The 17760-nt window shown below is 58.3% G+C and carries 23 protein-coding genes and 1 pseudogene; 6 read left to right on the forward strand and 18 right to left on the reverse strand.

What is annotated here, in order from left to right; genetic code table 11:
- On the forward strand, positions 1-409 hold a 409-nt coding region (locus IPM20_00005; GenBank protein ID MBK9130013.1), incomplete at its 5' end, for a DUF2384 domain-containing protein.
- Between the two features lie 22 nt (positions 410-431).
- A complete protein-coding gene (locus IPM20_00010; GenBank protein MBK9130014.1) occupies positions 432-947 on the forward strand; it encodes an RES family NAD+ phosphorylase in 516 nt (171 codons plus the stop codon).
- A 34-nt stretch (positions 948-981) separates the two neighbouring features.
- Here IPM20_00010 and IPM20_00015 read toward each other — a convergent pair whose 3' ends face one another.
- The 15 genes and pseudogenes from IPM20_00015 to IPM20_00085 all read right to left on the reverse strand — a co-directional run bounded on the left by IPM20_00015 (position 982) and on the right by IPM20_00085 (position 10871).
- Entirely contained in the window at positions 982-1218 is a 237-nt protein-coding gene (locus IPM20_00015) for a helix-turn-helix domain-containing protein (protein MBK9130015.1), read from the reverse strand.
- Between the two features lie 72 nt (positions 1219-1290).
- Positions 1291-1617: pseudogene (locus IPM20_00020) on the reverse strand (type II toxin-antitoxin system RelE/ParE family toxin).
- Complete coding sequence (locus IPM20_00025; protein MBK9130016.1) at positions 1614-1895, reverse strand: type II toxin-antitoxin system Phd/YefM family antitoxin; 282 nt, start codon at positions 1893-1895, stop codon at positions 1614-1616. Before IPM20_00025 ends, IPM20_00020 begins: the two are co-directional and overlap by 4 nt.
- Positions 1896-1974: 79 nt before the next feature.
- Positions 1975-2832 (reverse strand): ParB/RepB/Spo0J family partition protein, encoded by an 858-nt coding sequence (locus IPM20_00030; GenBank protein ID MBK9130017.1) that lies wholly within the window; start codon positions 2830-2832, stop codon positions 1975-1977.
- A gap of 17 nt (positions 2833-2849) precedes the next feature.
- Positions 2850-3116, reverse strand: coding sequence for a hypothetical protein (locus IPM20_00035; GenBank protein MBK9130018.1), 267 nt, complete (start codon positions 3114-3116; stop codon positions 2850-2852).
- Positions 3103-3411, reverse strand: a complete 309-nt coding sequence (locus IPM20_00040) for a hypothetical protein (GenBank protein MBK9130019.1) — start codon at positions 3409-3411, stop codon at positions 3103-3105. Before IPM20_00040 ends, IPM20_00035 begins: the two co-directional genes overlap by 14 nt.
- 111 nt (positions 3412-3522) lie before the next feature.
- Complete coding sequence (locus tag IPM20_00045; GenBank protein MBK9130020.1) at positions 3523-3918, reverse strand: single-stranded DNA-binding protein; 396 nt, start codon at positions 3916-3918, stop codon at positions 3523-3525.
- An 80-nt stretch (positions 3919-3998) separates the two neighbouring features.
- A complete protein-coding gene (locus IPM20_00050; protein MBK9130021.1) occupies positions 3999-4430 on the reverse strand; it encodes a hypothetical protein in 432 nt (143 codons plus the stop codon).
- Positions 4431-4461: 31 nt separating this feature from the next.
- A complete protein-coding gene (locus tag IPM20_00055) occupies positions 4462-5283 on the reverse strand; it encodes a TIGR03761 family integrating conjugative element protein (GenBank protein MBK9130022.1) in 822 nt (273 codons plus the stop codon).
- Between the two features lie 15 nt (positions 5284-5298).
- Positions 5299-6843, reverse strand: coding sequence for a hypothetical protein (locus tag IPM20_00060; GenBank protein ID MBK9130023.1), 1545 nt, complete (start codon positions 6841-6843; stop codon positions 5299-5301).
- A 28-nt stretch (positions 6844-6871) separates the two neighbouring features.
- Complete coding sequence (locus IPM20_00065) at positions 6872-7471, reverse strand: DUF2857 domain-containing protein (GenBank protein MBK9130024.1); 600 nt, start codon at positions 7469-7471, stop codon at positions 6872-6874.
- Positions 7472-7486: 15 nt separating this feature from the next.
- Complete coding sequence (locus IPM20_00070; GenBank protein MBK9130025.1) at positions 7487-9037, reverse strand: hypothetical protein; 1551 nt, start codon at positions 9035-9037, stop codon at positions 7487-7489.
- Positions 9034-9882 (reverse strand): ParA family protein, encoded by an 849-nt coding sequence (locus IPM20_00075; protein MBK9130026.1) that lies wholly within the window; start codon positions 9880-9882, stop codon positions 9034-9036. The genes IPM20_00070 and IPM20_00075 overlap by 4 nt, the downstream gene beginning before the upstream one ends.
- A gap of 22 nt (positions 9883-9904) precedes the next feature.
- Positions 9905-10573 (reverse strand): hypothetical protein, encoded by a 669-nt coding sequence (locus IPM20_00080; GenBank protein ID MBK9130027.1) that lies wholly within the window; start codon positions 10571-10573, stop codon positions 9905-9907.
- A gap of 4 nt (positions 10574-10577) precedes the next feature.
- Positions 10578-10871 carry a flagellar transcriptional regulator FlhD gene (locus IPM20_00085; GenBank protein ID MBK9130028.1) on the reverse strand — a complete coding sequence of 98 codons (294 nt, stop codon included), beginning with the start codon at positions 10869-10871 and terminating at the stop codon, positions 10578-10580.
- A 1229-nt stretch (positions 10872-12100) separates the two neighbouring features.
- Between IPM20_00085 and IPM20_00090 the strand changes: the two genes are divergently transcribed.
- The 3 genes from IPM20_00090 to IPM20_00100 are packed head-to-tail and all read left to right on the forward strand — an operon-like array spanning position 12101 to position 14929.
- Positions 12101-13306, forward strand: a complete 1206-nt coding sequence (locus tag IPM20_00090; protein MBK9130029.1) for a Fic family protein — start codon at positions 12101-12103, stop codon at positions 13304-13306.
- Positions 13303-13743, forward strand: coding sequence for a hypothetical protein (locus IPM20_00095; protein ID MBK9130030.1), 441 nt, complete (start codon positions 13303-13305; stop codon positions 13741-13743). Before IPM20_00090 ends, IPM20_00095 begins: the two co-directional genes overlap by 4 nt.
- Positions 13727-14929, forward strand: a complete 1203-nt coding sequence (locus IPM20_00100; protein ID MBK9130031.1) for an MFS transporter — start codon at positions 13727-13729, stop codon at positions 14927-14929. Before IPM20_00095 ends, IPM20_00100 begins: the two co-directional genes overlap by 17 nt.
- Before the next feature lie 551 nt (positions 14930-15480).
- Here the strand turns inward: IPM20_00100 and IPM20_00105 are convergent.
- Both IPM20_00105 and IPM20_00110 read right to left on the reverse strand, forming a co-directional pair.
- Positions 15481-15972, reverse strand: a complete 492-nt coding sequence (locus IPM20_00105) for a hypothetical protein (protein ID MBK9130032.1) — start codon at positions 15970-15972, stop codon at positions 15481-15483.
- 121 nt (positions 15973-16093) lie between these two features.
- Complete coding sequence (locus tag IPM20_00110; GenBank protein ID MBK9130033.1) at positions 16094-16633, reverse strand: cation transporter; 540 nt, start codon at positions 16631-16633, stop codon at positions 16094-16096.
- Positions 16634-16830: 197 nt separating this feature from the next.
- Between IPM20_00110 and cadR the strand changes: the two genes are divergently transcribed.
- The gene (gene cadR / locus IPM20_00115; protein ID MBK9130034.1) at positions 16831-17304 is read left to right on the forward strand and encodes a Cd(II)/Pb(II)-responsive transcriptional regulator; all 474 of its coding nucleotides are present in this window, start codon (positions 16831-16833) and stop codon (positions 17302-17304) included.
- A gap of 144 nt (positions 17305-17448) precedes the next feature.
- Here the strand turns inward: cadR and IPM20_00120 are convergent, their stop codons facing one another.
- Positions 17449-17724: a copper-binding protein gene (locus IPM20_00120; GenBank protein MBK9130035.1), complete on the reverse strand. Its 276-nt coding sequence runs from the start codon at positions 17722-17724 to the stop codon at positions 17449-17451.
- Between the last annotated feature and the right edge of the window lie 36 nt (positions 17725-17760).

Here is a 17760-nt window from a genome sequence, read left to right on the forward strand (position 1 = left end):
CAAATTGCTGGGTGGCCAGCAGCTGGAGCAGCGCGCCAGGAAGCAGGGCAGCTGGGTCGTCATTCGTCAGGGGCTGCCGAACAGTGCCGTCAACGCCCTGACCGAGCGCTACGGACTGAACGACGATGTGTTGAGCCGTATCATGGGGATATCGGTGCGCACCCTGTCGCGACGCAAGACCGGCCACGGCACGCTGTCGGCGACGGAATCCGATCGTGCCTTCCGGTTCGCGCGGATCGCCGCCCGTGTGGAGGAGATCTTCGGCGATGCCGAGACGGCGCAGGATTGGATCAGCGTGCCCAACCGCGCCCTGGACGGCATACCACCGCTGGACATGATGGATACGGATGCCGGCATCGAGCGCATCGAGGCGATCTTGACGCGCATCGAGCAGGGCGTCTACAACTGAGCGGCGGATGTCGGGATGACGGATGCGTCTCTGGCGCCTGAGCCATAAGCGGTTCCAAACGACCGCGTTTACCGGAGAAGGGACCTTCCTGGTGGGTGGGCGCTGGGTTCCGCGCGGTCATCGTGTCGTCTATGCATCCCGTACCCTGTCGCTGTGTGTGCTCGAGTCCCTGGTGCACATGGACGTCCGGCACATGAAGGACAACTTCGTGGCCTTTCCCATCGATGTTCCGCCGGGCCTCGATATCGAGACGGTCGAGGGTGGACAGAACCCTCCGGAATTGCCCGCCGGTCAGAAGCCGTTCCAGGCCCTTCCGGTCACGCTGTCGCGGCCGTGGCGCGACAGTTCCACCGAGGCGGAGCTTCAGGGAATCGGTGCGGCATGGCTGGAATCCCGGACGACCTGTCTGCTGTGCGTGCCGTCCGTCATCGTACCCCAGGAAGCGAATTTCCTGATCAATCCCATCCACCCGGATTTTCAACGCCTGACGATCGGTACACCCGAAGCCTTTCAGTTCGACCCACGCCTCGTTCGCTAATCTCGCTCCGTGGCACGGTCGAGGCTGAGCGATCTCAGTAGCCCATGTCGAGTTGTTGAGCCTGACGGGTCAATTCGTCCACGGCGGCCGCAGATGCCTGTCGACCCCGGTTTTTGTATTCCTCCAGGTCGTGTACGAGGATCACTCGCTCATCACCCACCCCTTGGGAAGGAATGACTCCCTGGTCCAGGAGGCTGATCAGGTAGGGATGAGTGACGTTTAAGAGCTTGGCGGCTTGGCGGGTCGAGGCCGTGTCAGGTGAGGTGGTCATGGTGGGTTACTTCCCGAAGACGATGTGGCTTGGCGACTGCTTATTGTTGACAGGAATGCGGTGGAATCGCAACTAACGCAACAAACGACGCATCAATAGCGATTGCAGGTCCCGGCGCCCGTCCAGGACGGCGTGTATGTAAGCGTCCGGACCGATCACCTGATACACGACTCGATAGGGTTTGAAGTGAACTTCCCGAAAGTCCGCGACGCCGATACGCTCCATCTCGGGCGGGACATGGCCCCGCCGGGACAGCTCAACCAGGCTCTGGCACAGCGTTTCGAGCTGCTCGAGAACATAGGCCGCGTCTTCCGACTAATCGTGGAGCGCGATGTAGGGGTGGATATCGACCAGGTCCTGCTCGGTGTCCTCGAGGATCCGGACGCGGCAGCGCTTCACTCCACCTGCGCCTTGATGCGTTTGCGGATGTCCGTGAAGGCCTGTTTGACGGGCTTGCTGCGGCCTTCTTGCAGACTTTTGGTGCTCTGGGACAGTATCTTGAGCAGCGCGAGTGATTCCTGGGTTTGTTCGTAGGCCGTGATGTCCTGGAGCACGGCCTTGGCCTTGCCGTGCTGCGTGATCACCAGGGTCTTCTGGCCTTCGCTGACCTCCCGCACGGCCTCGGCGGTATGGCTCTTGAGGTAACTGATGGGTTTGATCAATTGACTCAGTTTCATGGTTGGTACCGTTTTCCCGGTTCCATTAACGTACCAGATATAGACCATACTTAGTACCAAAGCAAAGGCGCGGGGCATGTCATCCGCGCACGGCTCCGGAACGGTCAAGGGCGCGATATCCCAGCCGCTGCAGGATGCCGTCCAGGGCCTCGAGGGAGTGGAAGGTAAAGCAAAGCTGGCCCCGGCACCGACTCGGTGCGTAGTCGATGCGGGTCTCGGCGCCAACCATCTCACCCACGTGTTGCTCCAGACGCACGATATCGGGATCGCGCCGGGCGTCGGCCGTAGTCGGCGACTCGGAGGTGTCCTCCCGGACGCGGATACGCCGCTCGAGTGCCCGCACCGAGAGGTTTTTGCGTAACGCCTCCTCGGCCAATGGCTGTTGCATCGACTGCGGCAGTCCAGCCAACAGTTTGGCGTGTCCCAGACTGAGCCGGTCCTGCGCCACCATCGCGAGCACCTCGGGGTCGAGTTTCAGGATCCGCAGGAGATGACTGATTGCATCGCGCGAGCGACCCAGCGTGCGCGCGGCCGCCTCATGGGTCAGCTGAAATTCCTCGATCAGGCGTGCGACACCCTGCGCTATCTCCACCGGATTGAGATCCTCGCGCTGCAGATTTTCCACCAGCGCGTGACTCAGGGCTGTGCGATCGTCCGTCGATCGCACTAGGGCAGGTACCCGTTGCAGTCCCGCTGCCTGGGCGGCGCGCCAGCGGCGCTCACCCGCGATGATCTCGTATCGTGGCGGGGCGGTGCCGGGCAGGGGGCGGACCAGGATCGGCTGCAATACGCCTTCCGCCTGGATGGAGGCGGACAGTTCCGCAAGCGCCTCGGATGGAAATTCGCGGCGCGGCTGATAGCGACCGGGGCACAGCAGATCGATGTCGAGCTGCCGCAGGCGGCTGTCAAATTCTCCTGATCCAGCGTCGTGATGCATGATGGTCAGACCTTGGGTCAGCGCATCGAGGGCGTCGTTTGCGGTTCGTCGAGCGGCGTCGGGCTCGAATTCCCCGGTTGCACGGGAGGGTCCTCCTCGTCGGTCAGCGGGAATGGTGATTGACTCAGGAGCTTGACGAAGGCGATCACGTCGAATGATCCTCGCTTGCTCAGACGCAGGCGTCGTCCCACATCGAGCACCGCCGTGTGCATCATAATCGTACCGCTGTCGTCCGCGGTGGGCTGGCACCACGGCCGCAGTCGCTGGTCGTTAACGAGTTCCATCAGCGCCCAGAACCGCCACAAGAAACTTGAAAATCGCTGCGAGTCCTTCATGCTGTCTTTTATCGCGAACACCGCCCGGATCATGGGGTGGTCGCGGAAACTCAGAGAAACTCAGATCGATAACTTCATCGTCATCTTCGATGATGACGTGGTTGAGCTCCGGATTGCGTACCGGAGTTCTCATTGATCCTGCCGCCATGGCCAGATCTATGTGGTAGGAGAAGTCATCGAGTTCGAACTCGATCGCCTGGTGGGGAAGTGTATGGGATTTAAAATTACCATTTCGATGTCTCATGATTTTACCTGTGAAGCCTCATTGGGTTGCAGCGCTCGGCCACATCTTCGGCGAGCGCATAGTGAGGAGGGCATGACCTCCTTGCGCCGGGACACATGACCGTGTTTCTGATCACGACTCCGCTTCCTCATCGGGCGCATCGGCTTTTGTGCGGAGGGTGAGTTTGTCGACGCACAGCAGGTCCACGGTGAAGTAATCCGCATCCAGGCGCATCCGCTTATGCGTCTCTCCCTGGTCGTCCTCCCATGTCTCCTCACGCAAGCGACCGCGGCCGAAGATCCGTGCCCCCTTCGAGAGAAGCTTCGTGACAGCCTCGGCGCGCCAGCCCCACAGGCTGACGGTAGCCCAGAAGCCGCCGCCCTCCACGTAGCTGCCGTCCTCCTGCTTCACACGTCGGTCGAAAAAGACCCGCATATCCGCCACCGGCCGTTGTTCACCCTCGATCTCGACGTACTTCAGAGCGGGCGCACTGCCCAGGTTGCCTGTGCCACTGAACAAGGTACTCATCTCGTCATCTCCCATTGTTGGATTTCAGCGCCATGTCACCATATGCCGTCGGATTGCAACAGCGAAAACCTTGCCTTAAATCAGGACTCAATTTTATGGGTTGAGAGTGCCTCGAGTTTCGATCCGTATTCCCGCACGCGCCGGAGTTCGTGGTGACAGAGGCTCGATGCCAGATTCAGATCCAGGCGCAGACGCTCGTACTGCAGCAGCACGGTGCGCGTCGACTCGGGTAGAGACTGCAGGAGGCTCCGACCTTTGTCGCTATCACAGAGTTCGAAGTATTTCTGACCTTCGCCAAAATACGTGCTCGCGCGCCATCGCAGCAGGAAGTAGCCGCCGTGGTAATGCAAGGCCAGGTGTGTCACGCGCGGTGCCCGGAAAGCTTCCTTGAATTCCTTCGTGAGTTGCCGCATGCGCTGCTCGATCTCTTGTGACCGGCGAGCCAGATCGCGTAAATGGATCCGGGCGGCCCCCTTACCCTTAAAGGGAAAGAACATGAAGTTTGTTTCCACTGGTATCACTCCCGTATCTGGCCGTCGATATCTATTCGCTTTGAACAGCGCCCGCATCGGCGGCGGGACGCGCGGAGAGGAAACTGTGTGATCGTGTCGTCTCACGAGTCTCAGGCCGGCGGATATCCGGGGCATGTCGGGCGCGCTGCGTGCCGTCCAGGATCGCCTGGGGCAGCGTACCCATGGCGGCAGCAGCCGCCTGAGCGCGCGGGTTGTCCTGGCGCACATCGTTGCGGTCGACACCGACGTACTTCCACAGGGTAGGCAGCAAAAAGGCGCGACGGATGCCGCGTCCGCCCCGGTTGAGCAACTGCTCCGCCGTGTCCCGGGTCAGCAAGCCGACGTGCCTTGCGGTGAGTACGGCGCAGACGAGTTCGTCGAAATCGCCGACCAGGTAGGCGCCCATATAGCCGTAGGGGTTGGCGAATTGCAGCGGGACCCGTACCGGTTTGAGGGAATGCGCGACCGCGATCTCCACGCCTCGGGTGGATTGGAGCACTGTATCCACCTCGACCTGCATGCGCCGGATTTCATGGCGTGCAGACTCGAGGGCATCATGCAGTTGCAGCAGAAACCAGTCCGCATAGGGATCGTCCAGCATGGCCGCGACCCAGACACGCTTCATGAGCATGCCGAATCGCACGAGGCCGATGATGCCGGGTTGGTCGGGCGCTTGTTTTCGGCCGTAGACCAGGCGCTGTGCCTGGCGTGTCTGGACAATCAGGCTCGCGCTGCCGCGCAAGGTGCCTGGTGTGTCCGTTACCGTCTTGTAATCCACGGCGGGGTCCGCGTTGTCGGGTAGATCGCGCGGGGTGATCGTGTCGGTATCCTGTCGGGTCATCGATGAGTTCATCGGGTGCCTCCTTGGTCAATTGCAGGTTTGGGGATCTCGATGTGCCACGTGGCACCTGTCTCCCTGACTGATGGCAGTGCCATCACATTCAGGTCTTGAAACGGGGTTTTTGAGGATCGGCGGACCGGTCGCTCGGGTGATGGCACTGCCATCACCGGTAATCGGAGTCACGGGCAACGGCGCAGTCAGGGCAGGACCCCGTATTTTGAGTATGGCCCGCATCTCGACCAGCGCCCGTTCACAGGCTTCAAGGCCGTTCCGCTTGTGAACGGGTGTCTGAGTATTCCGGGCCGGACTGATGGCACTGCCATCAGGTAAATGATCTCCGCGGAAGGTGATGGCAGTGCCATCACTTGGGGATGCTAGGGTGGTAACCTGCGCGGTTCTGCAGGGCATCGGTGAACTGATGGCAGTGCCATCACTTGTATCGCGATCGCGGAGAGATCGGGATTCGCTTGGCTTCGGCTCGTGGCTTCGCTTTTCCCGCTGCTCCTGGACCCTGAGTCCCGGACTGGTCAATGCGAATTCTTCCTTGCGGGCGGCCCGGCACAGACCCGAGAGATAGCCGAGGGGGTTGTCGATGGGGGTGCCTCTGCGCCTGGCCGCTGTCATACGGCCGGCCAGTTCATCGAGAATGTCCTGGCGCGTACTCTCCGGGGCATCACCCAGGCAGATCATGGCCGCTCGCTGTTCATTCGCCGTGAAGGATGCGGGCATGGCGAGCGGGGCCGCTGAGGTTCCTTCGCGCGCGTGCGCGCGGGTAGTAGTACCAACCTCCGTAGTAGTAGTTGTAGTTTTATTATTTATATAACTACTACTACCTGTAGGTGACTTCAGTTTTTGAAGTGGCTCTGACTGCAAATACTGAAGCGGGTCATCCTCAGAGTCCGACTTCAAATTTTGAAGTTGGCGCGACGAGAAACCGAAGAATCGCGTTTCTTGACCCTCCAGCGTTCCGATCGCCTCCAGACGGCGATGCATCGGGTTGGCGCGGGTAACCAGGTCATCGCCCGTGCGCAGATCTTCGCTGAGGGCTTCCATCGTCGCGGCGGCCACCCTGCGCACGTGGGGATGACCGTGGCTCAGCGCCTGTTCCAGAAACTGCATGTATTCCTGATCGAGATAGATCGTATCCAGCAGCGGCAGGGGCTCGTCATGGAGGGCGTAGATATTGCCTCGGTAACGACCCTGCGCATCGCGTACGCGCAGGCACAGCGACAGCCAGCGCGTCGCGCGCAGAATCGCCATGGAGCGCGCCACCGTCGCCTCCGAGCCGACGTTGGCCGTCCTGGCGATCTGCTTATAGGTCGGGAATGCGGTCGGACGGGTCCCTGAGGCGGCGATCTTGATGACGCCCCAGATGCGCGTATCCACGGGCTGCAGGACGGGGTCCTGAAAGATCAGCCGCGGCATGGCGTCATGCCAATTCCCCAGGAATAACAAGCCGTCGTTCGTGGATCCGTTGCGAGGGCCGGCGGTGAGGAGTTGTTGTACGGAGGCCTGGATCAGGGCATCCAGGGCATGGGTTTCAGGTTTGATGGGTTCTGTGATCGGCTCCACCGGGTTGCCCGCCGCGTGAGAACTGCGGTCAGCCGGCATGACACGGTGATACCGATGGCGTGTGTTCGGGAGGATCGTTGTTGATCAAACCGGCATTCTCCCAGGACTGTACCAACGCCCATACCGTGTTCAATGGGATGCCAGTCGACTGCCCGATACGAAGGAAACGCTGCTCCAGGGGGAGTCCCTCGGTGTCTTTCCAGGCCTGCCACACCGCCGCTTCTTCATCTTCGGTGGGCGCCAGGGGTCGACCCACCCCGGTACCGTTCAGGCCCAGCAGCTTGCGGCGTGCCGCATACTCTGCGTTGGTCATGCCGAAAAACGCCCGCATCATGGCCAGCGGTCCGCGCAGGCGGATGAGCTCGTCCTGCAGTCCTTCATGGCGTTTGTTGCGATCCATGTGGTCCAGGACGTGATCAAAACAGACCGGGTCCACCGCGATGTGCAGGAAATGGGTGCGCACCTGGCTGAGGTGGTGAAGATCGCCCAGCGTGAGTCGTTCCAGGCGCGCGATCTGATCCAGGCGAAATCCCAATTCCAGGATGGCGTGGAGATCCCCCTCGGCGAGCGACTCCGCGGCGTAGCGCAAGGCGTGGAAGATCAGTTCTGCATGCGTCGTCTTGGGCATGATCGGTCTCCCGTTCTAGCTCGCCGCGTTCCTGTGCCACAGACCCGAGTCCTCCTCGCTATCGAACGATCGCCTGAGCTGGCGGCAGGTCTGTGCCAATGCCAGCAGGTCGTCGATGGTGGGATCGGGGATCAGGGGATTGCTGATCAGTTCGTAACCCAGCGCCTTCCAGTCGGGTTCGCCCACCAGGCTCAGCGCCTTGGTGTCATTTCCCTCGAGGATCAGGGTGCGCAGCACGACTTCGGCCGGCGCGGCCTCCAGCCGCTCGGGTTGGACTGCTTCCTCGGACAGGCTCAGGAGCAACCACCAGATCCACTGCCGCGCGAGTTGCTGCAGGGCGTCCGCCTGGCCGGCGACCGGTATGATGGGGTTGTGAGGAAGATCGATCAGGAATCCCAGGCCGAGATGACCGGCGGCGAGGAGGCAGTCCTCCAAATCATGGCGCTGGGCGATCTTGAGGGCGAGGACGTAACAGCGACTGCGCAGGGATTTGAGATCACTCGGACCTTCATGGGGTGGCCGGGCGGTGCTCGTGGTTTCACGTGTGTATCGGTCGGGTTGCCCCGGATCGGTATGCGGGGAGGGCGTTCGCGAATCCGGTACGACAGCCGATCGGGGAGGGGTATCTGCTGGCGGCTTCTTATGGGTTGCTGTGTTCTCATTCCCTAGGGTCGCGCCCTCAGGGCTGTTTTCCTCGATGCCAGCCACCAGTCGGGTATCGATTTCCAGACGAACATGTTTGAGGGGGAGCTGGAGCGACTCCGCGAGGCGGGTTTCCAGCGCCTGCTGTACCGTATCGAGATCCCAAGCGGGATCATCGTGGTCGGCAAATACGTCACTGAACAGGGCCGAGAACCGGTCCGAGACTTGGCCCTGCTCTGTCCAGAGATCCCGGCAGGCGGTCTCCAAACGGCGGATACGACGTATTTGCGGTGCGCCCATGCCGGCGCGCAGGGCCGCCGGGATGAGCGGCAGTAGAACATCCACGGCATACTCCATGCGGGAGATCATGCTCTGGTCCAGCCCATAGCCGCGTTCCTTCAGGGCTTCGACCAATTGGCGTTGGGAAAACTTCTCCTGTCCTTCTGATTCCAGGACATCGCGTAGTTCGCGCACTCCCAGGGCTTTATCGATGAAGGTCAGGGCTCCGCGCTTGTCGTTCTCGATCAAGTGTGCCGTGAGTACATGGGATTCCGAGATCCAGGGCCGGAACAGGCAGTGGATGCGATAGAAGCGAGAGTCTCGGGTTTCCGTCCACAGTTCATGGAGGATCTGCAGGCGGGTATTGCCACCGGACTCCACCGTGTAGAGTTCCTCGCCCGGCCGGCGCGTGACGGTCAACGGGTTGTTGAGGCCGCCCTGGGCGCGGATCGATTCCATGATCTCATCATGGAGCGGATTACGTTCCTTGCGGGGATTGCGATCGTAGGTCTTGATGCGGTCGATCTCCAACAGCATCTGGGTCGTGGTGATAGGATCCGCGATCGGCAGTTCACGGCTCTGCCCGAAGTGCCCCTCGCGCAACATTCCCTGAATCTGTTCGCTGGAGGGGTGCTTTCGTGTCATTTGCCGGTCTCCTCAGAGACGGGCAGGTCTTCTAAGACCAATGTCTTGTCGTAAAGGTGAGGAAAGAGATCGTGGGCGAGTGTCAGCATGGCCACACGGGCGCTTTGCGTCGGTCCCGGTCGCTGTGCCTCCCAACGATGCACGGGGACGCGTGCCGTCGCCGCTTCCCGGTAGGCGACCGTATTGGGGATGACGACATCCAGTATGGTGATGGCGCCCTTGCTCGGACCGTAGGCTTCCTTGCGCAGTTCCTGTGCTATGCGGCGTGCATCGATGGTGCGATCCATGCGATAGATAAGACCGCGCAAGGGTCTGAGGGGTGCGCCTAGATAAGCCATCGGACGCAGGCGATCCAGCATTTGGACGGTGCCGCGTGCGAATTCCCGCGCCGAGAGAATCTCGGGTGGAATCGGCGAGACGAGCAGATCCGCGGCCAGGACCGCGGCATCCTGCAGGGGGCCGACCGCGCCTTGGGTATCGATCAGGATGACGTCGTAGCGGGAATCGAATTGCGCCAGCAGATGTTTCAAGCGCACACGCCCATCGGGAGTGTGAAGGATCCAATTCTGCAGCATGCCTTCGGGGTCGTCCGACACGATAATGTCCAATCGCGGCAGATTGGTCCGGCTGATGACGCCGTCGATCCTCGCCTCCGTGATCAATGCGGACAGACCTCGGTCAGCGCGACACTCCAGGGGGAAGTAACTCGATAGGGTAGGCTGCACGTCGGCATCGATCAGCAGTACCCGCTGTCCGAGGTCCGATAAGAGACCGCCCAGGTTTGCGGTTAGTGTCGTCTTGCCAACCCCGCCTTTGGTGCTGGTCACCGTTACTTTGATGGCCATGAGATTGTTCCGGTTAATGCAATCATTGATGTGCCTTCCCGTTTGACGCATTCGCGCATCGGTTACATTGAGTGCGGCGACGCCCCTTGGTTTGTGGAGTCAATGGAGAGCCGCATTGATGGCACCGGTACCGCAGATAGAGACGGCAACCGGGGCAGGTATTCCTGCGTGAATCGACGGGGTCGAGAAAGTGGTGGGAGCAGGAGTTGCAGGTTCGCTCCTCCCACAGATCCATCGCGATTAGCCGTGTCGCGAAGACGGCACGCGTGAAATCAAGCAGGGGCTCGCGCACTAAACCCGTATATACCTCATACACATCGATCAAGACCCGTGCGGGGCTGCGGCCGCTATTCTCCAGTTTTCGATAGAGCCGCCAGATAAACGTGGCTTGTAACATGCGCAGGTCATTCTCTCTGTACCAGGTGTCCGAAAACGGCATTTGTCCCGGAGGCGATGTCGTACCCAGCATCTGCCGATACAGTCGATTGGTCGGTGCTTTATCGAGACCTGTCAGCTGACACACCAGACCGGCACGGGCGCCGAGACGTACCAGATGTATCGCTTCCTTGATCTGTACGACATGCTGGCAGAGGTCGACCTCACAATTGGGATAGCGATGGCTGTTCGCACAAGGAAAATGAGGCGCGATGTGCAGAAGAGAACAGAGATTCAAGTTTATGGGTATGACCATTCAGTTATCCCGTCATGATAAGAACGGCATGGTCTATGATGGCCAGGATCTCCTCCTTCCGATCCTCGCGTATCGCCGTAAACAATCGAGACCACCACCAGGTATCCTGGTGCGGGACGAGGAGCGGGACCTTGATATTGGCGATACAGGCGAGATCTGCCGGCGAAAGGGATGCCAGTAAGTGCGTCATGTCTTCAGGAACTGCAAACAGCTTGGCGACGAGCACCGGATCCTTTTTTGCCAAATCACGGGCGAGGATCAGATATTGAAGATTGATCTGTGAGAAATCGTATGTCATGGCCGAAATACCTCCTTGTAGATGAAGTCCTTGGGTATTGCGTTATCGGCATGGGTATCTGTGTAATTGTGGAAATTTGTTTTATCGGTAAGACGTTGTCTGATGGCAGAGCAGGAATTAACTCTGGGCAAGGACAGCACCAGTACAATCTCTAGTGATTCTGTTGAGTAATCGAGTATTACTCGTGACATATGGTTAATCCCTCTGTGCTAATTCTTTCGTCAGAGGAGGTTGATGCGTGTGATTCATGGCTGCTGACGGACTTGGACTTCGATACAGTATGGGTTTGTTGAACTGGATTGCCTGTGACGCCTGCATCGATGATCTCTGCAACCAACCGCGCCTCGAAAAAGACACGGCGACCGATCTGGCGTTTTGCGAATGCCAATGCGACCGCCATGGGCTGTTGTCTTCTCGCAATAGCCATGCGCATCCCATTCGGCGAGGAGTGCATGACTTCAGCCAGGTGCTTGAGAGTCAGCAAGGGACCGTAGTGCGTTAGAAGGTACTGATATGTTTCTGTGTGTGGGTTGGCCACCCGCTGTTCTCCATCGTGCTGAGGCATGGAGCACTTTGTACGGGAGTCCGCTGTGAAGAAAAAGTTGGAAAGCCAGGAGGTGGCTGGCCGCTTTCATCGGATCTTGTCTGATCCAGTGAATGCCGATTAATTGTGATCACCATCCGCCGGAGAAGATGCGAAGATCACATTACGTGCTGCGCGAATGAGAACGGTAGCGGCCAAGATTGTTCCAGTCACGTGTATCGTGACGGGTTTTCTCCCACTAGGGTGGATACAACCATAAGGGTGTGGGTTTCCCCCGGTCCGATAGAGGTGTATCACTCCTAAGATCAATAACAACGTTAATTCTGACGGCTGCGCACCGATGTGTTTCCGCCAGGGCGAGCTTGTCACGTAATAAGGCAGGAAATCATTTCATAATCCATGAAACGATACGGCGCATGCTCTATTAAAGTATGTTGAAATAATGGGTTATAAATTTCATACCGGGCTTTAATCGTTTCAGCGCTAACTGGTGAGGTGTATCATTTCAAATATAGTGAAACGATATATTGACTGAACGATAATACATATATATTATAATAACATAATCGTTTCGTGGCTATGGGGAATTCGTTTCATGGCACTCACCGATCAGGCCCTTCTCGACTATATGGCCGCTCATCCTGGCGCGGGCAGGGAAGACATCAGGAGCCATGTCGCGCCGGATATGAGCCCGCCAACGATCTGGCGCGCGCTCAAGCGCCTTGTCGATGAGGGCAAGCTGGAGGTTTCCGGCAAGGGCCGCGCAACCGGATACAGCCTTGCCGGCGCTGCCGTCGTGCATGCCTATCTGCAAACGCCCTACAACCGCCGGCGGCCCACGACCTACAACAAGGAATTTCTCGATCGCTACGTTCCGAACAAAACCTTTCATCTCGGCGCCGCCGAGCGGTCGCGGCTGCATGAGACTGGCCGGCCCGAGCCCCAGCCGATGCCCGCGGGCACCTATGCGCGCCGCATCCTTGAACGGCTTCTGGTGGACCTGTCCTGGGCATCATCGCGGATGGAAGGGAACACCTACAACATTCTCGAAACCGAGCGGCTGATCCGCTTCGGGCAGGAGGCAGCCGGTAAAGACCGCAAGGAAGCGGTCATGATCCTCAACCACAAGGAGGCGATTCAGTACGTTGTCGATAACCTCGCTGATATCACTATCAGCCGTCCCGATCTGTTCAGCATTCATGCGCTGCTTTCGGACGGCCTGCTTACCGATCCCGCGATGGCGGGACGACTGCGCCGGATGCCAGTCGGCATTTCCTATTCGAGCTACAGGCCGCTCGCCGATCAGTTCGCGATCGAGGAAGAGTTCGACATTCTCGTGCATAAGGCGGCGGCGATCTCCGATCCCTTCGAGCAGTCCTTTTTTGTACTGGTTCACATCGCCTATTTGCAGGCGTTCGAGGACGTCAACAAGCGGACCTCACGCATTGCCGCCAACATCCCGCTGCTTAAGGCGGACCTCGCGCCGATGTCGTTTATGGCCATGAACGATGCCCATTATATCGACGGGCTGATCGGGGTTTACGAGCTGAACAATGTCGCGCTGCTGCGGGACGTGTATATCGATGCTTATCTCGCCTCCGCCGAAAACTACCGGGTACTGCGCGCCGAGCTTGAGAGTCCCGAAAAAGCAGCCCTTGCCTATCGCGATTTCGTGCGCGCGTCTGTGCGCCGCAGTGTCCTCGAGTGGAAAGCGTTCCGCCCCGAGGCAGTGATGGCGATGGCCATGGAAGCCGGCATCCCGGAGGACGACCGCGAGCAGGTGGTGAATTATGTCGGCCAGGAATTTCGCGGCCTGCATGAAGGCAACGTCATCCGCTACCGGCTGCGCCCGGAGGACCTTGCCGGAATCGCGCGCGGGCAGGCTGGATGAATAACCAGTTCGGCCGACGCTACATCACGCACAAGGAGCTTCTCGACTACGCGAAAGACCTTGGCCTGTTCACGGATCATCCACCCGATCGCCTTCCAGAGTTCCTTGAACGTAACGGATTACTCAATCCCGTCGCTCGCATCCGGTTCCCGCCCGAGATCGTGCGGCGCTGGTACAAGGAGCTCCATCCTGGTGCGGATGTACCCGATCCGATCGAGGGCGATTCGCCGCGCAGTGAGGCTGCCTCCGCGCTGTATGACCAAGTCTTCAGCAATTGTTGGGGTCGTCCGGACATCTACGGAGAGAGTGATCATCCGCTCGACGCGATTAATCCGGAACACGAGTCTTTCGTTCAGATCCGCTTCGATCCCGCGCACTTCGTGCCATGGGAAGATTTCCGCTTCTGCAAATGGATAACCGATGACAGACGCGCATAAGCAGAAGAACTTACAGCAAATCCCGTTGAGCATCTGGGTGCTCGGTTTCGTTAGCATGCTGATGGATATTTCCTCGGAACTCATCCACAGTCTGCTGCCGGTGTTTCTGGTCTCAGTCCTGGGTGCAAGCGCCTTCACCGTCGGGTTGATCGAGGGCGTCGCGGAATCCGCCGCGCTGATCGTCAAGGTATTCTCCGGCACGTTGAGTGACTACCTGGGCCGGCGCAAGGCGCTGGCGGTCGTCGGTTACGCCCTCGGCGCGCTAAGCAAGCCGCTGTTTGCCATCGCGACGAGTGCCGGCATGGTGTTCACCGCGCGATTAGTGGACCGGATCGGCAAAGGGATTAGGGGAGCGCCGCGAGATGCCTTGGTGGCCGATTTGGCACCACCCGAAGTGCGTGGCGCGGCCTACGGTTTGCGTCAATCGCTCGATACGGTCGGGGCGTTCACCGGACCGTTATTGGCGGTGGGGTTGATGCTGCTGTGGTCCAACGACTTTCGCGCGGTGTTCTGGGTCGCGGTGATCCCGGGTGTTCTTGCTGTAGCATTGTTACTGTTCGGGGTACGGGAACCGGCGCGGCATCCGCGTGAGAAACCCATTAATCCTGTCCACTGGCGTGAGCTCAAGCGGTTGCGCGGGACCTATTGGTGGGTGGTCGCGATCGGCGCCATATTTACCCTAGCGCGGTTCAGCGAAGCGTTTCTGGTCCTGCGCGCCCAGCAGGGCGGGCTTCCGTTGGCCTGGATACCGCTAGTGCTGGTGGCGATGAACCTGGTCTATGCGATCTCCGCCTATCCTTTCGGCAGTCTATCGGACCGTATGAGTCATACTAGGCTTCTGGTGCTCGGTCTTGTGGTTCTGATCGGCGCTGACCTAGTGCTTGCCTCTGCGGATTCCTGGGACGTGGCTTTTCTCGGCATCGCCCTGTGGGGATTACACATGGGCATCACTCAAGGACTGCTGGCGACTATGGTCGCAGATACGGCGCCGGCCGATCTGCGCGGTACGGCATTTGGGTTCTTCAATCTGCTCAGCGGCCTGACGATGCTGATTGCCAGTGTCCTGGCTGGCCTGCTTTGGGGTCAGCTCGGGGCGTCTTTCACGTTCTATGCCGGGGTCTTATTTTGTGCGCTTGCCCTAGCGGTGATCGCAGTTAGAAGTCTTCGTGGTCAGGCGCGCGCCTAGCACCTAGCCGACGGCAACTTCATTGGGGAGGCAAGGTACATCGACATCCGTTCGTTCATGGATGGGGTTGCTCGACATCCCCACTGGGTGACCGCGGTGGTATTTCTTGTCGCTTCTGCCGAATCGCTGGCGGTGGTGGGTTTGATCTGAGCGCTATCGTCCAGGAATCGACGCTCACCTGTCCGAGGTGTGGTCACGTCAAGACAGAACAGATGCCAACCGATGTATGTCAGTGGTTTTATGTATGTGAGAACTGCCACGAGATACTGAAGCCGAAACCGGGAGACTGCTGCGTCTTTTGCTCATACGGCACGGTGCCGTGCCCGCCACGGCAGGCTCAGGGTCAAGGATGCAATGATTGCGGCTGAGTTCACAGCAGACTACTGAAAAACGCAATTTAGCGCTATGACATTCATTTGTTGTTACAACAATCAGCCTGGCCTAACCTGAAAAACGCCGAATACCAGGTCTCAGCCACGGCTGGAAGCCAGGGTGAAGCGTAAGCTGTACGCTGACACTTACTGCCATTTTTTACCCAGCGGTCTCGTGCGTCACCGCATCCACATGTATTGCTGATGTTGCATCATGTGATCCATCATCATCTGCTGCATGCCCATGTATTGATCCATCATATATTGCCGCTGCTTCATCTGCTCCGGGGTGAGTTTGGAGTAGTAGTCCCCCATTCCACGCCAGCCCATCATTGGACCGCCCATCATTCCTCCCATCATGTGCTCTCCCATCATGCCGGGTCCCCACATGCCATGCATCACCCCCATAGACTTCTGCATCGTGGCCCAGTGGTCCTGCAGCAGCTTCTGCCGTGCCTGAGGATCCTGGGTCTGTTGAATCTTGTCCATCTGTTCCTGCATTATTTTCATGTTTTCCTGCACCTGCGCCATCTGCTTGTCGAATTCGGTGATGTTAGGCGCCACCTCTTCCGCTTGAGAGGTCTTCTCGTCTGAATATGCAGTTGGGATCAGTACGGGCATTGCAAAAAACAGTACAGCCGCAAATGAGGTTGTTAACATTCTCTTAGTCATGATCATTCCTCTCCTTGGTTAGAAACACACATCACATATCCCAGCTGGTTAGCTGGTTGGTAGTACAGAACAGAAGTGTGGCAATCTCCAAAAAAGATCATTCAGCGTTTCGTGGTAGACATCAAGTTTCCTCGACAGCCAGTCGATTGGTATTGAGTTCGCTGCGAGCATGCACAATCACCATGCGCGCGGCAGTCAAGGCAAGTGTACCCATGATGGTCGCAACCACGATATCCGGCCAGCCGGTTCCCGTTCCAAGCACTCCCAAGGCGGCCAGCATGACCGCCACATTGCCGATGGCATCATTGCGCGAGCACAGCCAAACCGAACGCATATCGGCGTCCCCGTTGCGATAGGTAAACAAGAGCCCCGCGACCGCGAGATTGGTAAGCAATGCCAGAAAACCGATAGCTCCCATAGTTGCGGGTTCGGGTACAGTCCCTGCTACTGCACTCCATACTGCTTTGCCCAGGACAAAAATGCCGAAGCCTCCCATAGTCAGACCTTTGACTAGGGCGGTGCGGGAACGCCAAACAGGTGCTAATGCCAACACGAAAAGCGACAGTGAGTAATTGGCCGCATCGCCGAGGAAATCGACCGCGTCGGCCAGTAGCGAAACAGAGTCTGCTTTGAGTCCGCCCGCCACTTCAACGACAAACATGATCACATTGGCGACTAGCGCGATCCATAAGATACGCCGGTAGCGCGAGTCAACCGGGGGTTTATCGCCAAGCACAGGGTCCAGTACAACAATCAGACATGATAGCCTCCTAAGATATCTGTTGCCTATTTAAAACCCTGTACCTACTATAGAGTCAAGCGCGACTACTAAAAAGGGTGGATTGATTGAGCAGTGGCTTGAAAATCGGCGAATTGGCGACGCGTACGGATTGCCCGGTGGAAACAATTCGCTATTACGAGCGGGAAGGTTTGTTGCCAGTACCGGCGCGGTCCGAAGGCAATTATCGGCTGTACAGCGATGCGCACATCGAACGGTTATTGTTTATCCGCCATTGCCGGTCACTCGACATGACACAGGACGAGATTCGCACGCTGCTCAAGTTTCGTGACGCACCGGAAGCAAACTGCGGGCAGGTAAACATCCTGCTCGATGCACACATTGGTCATGTTGCAGCGCGTATTACTGAGTTAAAAATTCTGGAACGACAATTAAAAGCACTACGGCGACAATGTGATGCTGCACAAGCAACAAGAGATTGTGGAATTCTGAACGAACTCGCGTCCGAAGCCGCTTCGCCAACTAAACCGAGAAAATCCGAGACAAGCCATGTGTATGGCGTGCATGCACGCAGTAAGAAAGAGCAACGCTAATCTTTACTAAGGTATTTTTGAACACGCTAAACATCCTGAGTTACCGTTAGACGAGATATTTATTCGAAATATGCCTACAAATTCAAAAGTGAAAGCCCGCAGATACGGCCTTTCACTTTAGCTAGGGTTATAGAATCAAGCGTTTTACATCGCCGTGATCTTGGTTATCGTGGCCTCCATTCCGCTCGTTACAAACTCAAACTCGACTTGCTCACCGACTGTGAGCGGCGCCGCCTGATCCGGCGTGATTTTGAAAGCCATGGTCATGGCCGGCCACTTAATGGACGAGATAGGACCATGCTTAAGCGTAACGGTCCCTTTGTCGAGATCGATGGCCTTAATCATGCCGGTCGCCTTGGCAGATTGGGTGGTTGAATCGCCCTCCATCGCTGAAGGCTTGTCCATTTTCATTCCACTCATTTCCTCGGCAAGCACCGGTGCGCCCACAAACAGCGC

The organism is Gammaproteobacteria bacterium (genome assembly GCA_016716465.1).
Lineage (GTDB): Bacteria > Pseudomonadota > Gammaproteobacteria > SZUA-140 > SZUA-140 > JADJWH01.